Annotated in this window: 1 protein-coding gene; it reads right to left on the minus strand. The window is 65.8% G+C overall.

The annotated features are described in order from the left end of the window. Positions 1 to 1,250 (minus strand): amino acid permease (locus tag CXQ90_RS21620; protein WP_104141384.1); only part of this gene is annotated, 1,250 nt, incomplete at both ends.

A 1,250-nucleotide genomic window follows, 5' to 3' on the forward strand; every position in this document is an offset into this window, starting at 1 on the left:
GAGAGGTAGCCGGTGTAGGGGGCGCCGAACATCCGGAAGGACGGGCGCTTCAGCCAGCCCTTGTCCGCCCAGCGCTGGAGCTGCATCTGGCAGAGGACGATGGTGGCCCAGGTGACGATGATGCCCACGGAGGCGACGTTGAGGACGATTTCGAAGGCCTGGGAGGGGACGAGGTAGTTCAGCGGGACGCCGAGGAGGGAGACGCCGGCGGTGATGGCGATGCCGCCGTAGGGGACGCCGGCTTTGTTCATGCGCTGGGCGAACTTGGGGGCGGACCCTGCGACGGACATGGAGCGGAGGATGCGGCCGGTGGAGTAGAGGCCTGCGTTGAGGGAGGACAGGGCGGCGGTGAGGACCACCAGGTTCATGATGACGTCCACGCCCTGGATGCCGATGGAGCCGAAGAAGGTCACGAAGGGGCTGACGCCCTTTTCGTATGCGGTGTAGGGCAGCAGGAGGGCGAGGAGGATGACGGAACCGACGTAGAACACGGCGATGCGGAAGACCACGGAGTTGATGGCTTTGGGCATGATCTTCTCGGGGTTTTCGGTCTCGCCGGCGGCGGTGCCGACGAGTTCGATCGAGGCGTAGGCGAAGAGCACGCCCTGCATGAGGATGATCATGGGCAGCAGGCCGTTGGGGAAGATCCCGCCGTTGTCGGCGATGAGGCTGAGGCCGACCTGCTGGCCGTCCACGGGGGTGCCGAAGATGACGAAGTAGGTGCCGATGAGCAGGAACGCGACCAGGGCGGCGACCTTGATGATGGCGAACCAGAATTCCATCTCGCCGAAGACCTTCACGGAGACGAGGTTCAGGCAGAGGACGACGACGAGGGCGATCAGGGCCCAGGCCCACTGCGGCACGGCGGCCATCCAGGGGATGTAGTTGCCGAAGAAGTTCATGTAGAGGGCGGCGGCGGTGATGTCCACGATGGTGGTGGTGGCCCAGTTGATCCAGTAGAACCAGCCGGAGACGAACGCGGCCTTCTCGCCGAAGAATTCCCGGGCGTAGGACACGAACGAGCCCGAGGACGGCCGGTGCAGGACCAGTTCGCCGAGGGCGCGGAGGATCAGGAAGGCGAAGAAGCCGCACACCGCGTACGCGATGACGAGGGAGGGGCCCGCGGCGTTGAGCCGGCCGCCGGCGCCGAGGAACAGGCCGGTGCCGATGGCGCCGCCGATGGCGATCATTTGGATCTGCCGCGGTTTCAGGCTCTTGTGGTAGCCCTTGTCCTCCGCGTGAAGGAGGGA

This window comes from Arthrobacter sp. ZGTC131 (assembly GCF_002929275.1).
Classification (GTDB): Bacteria; Actinomycetota; Actinomycetes; order Actinomycetales; family Micrococcaceae; genus Arthrobacter.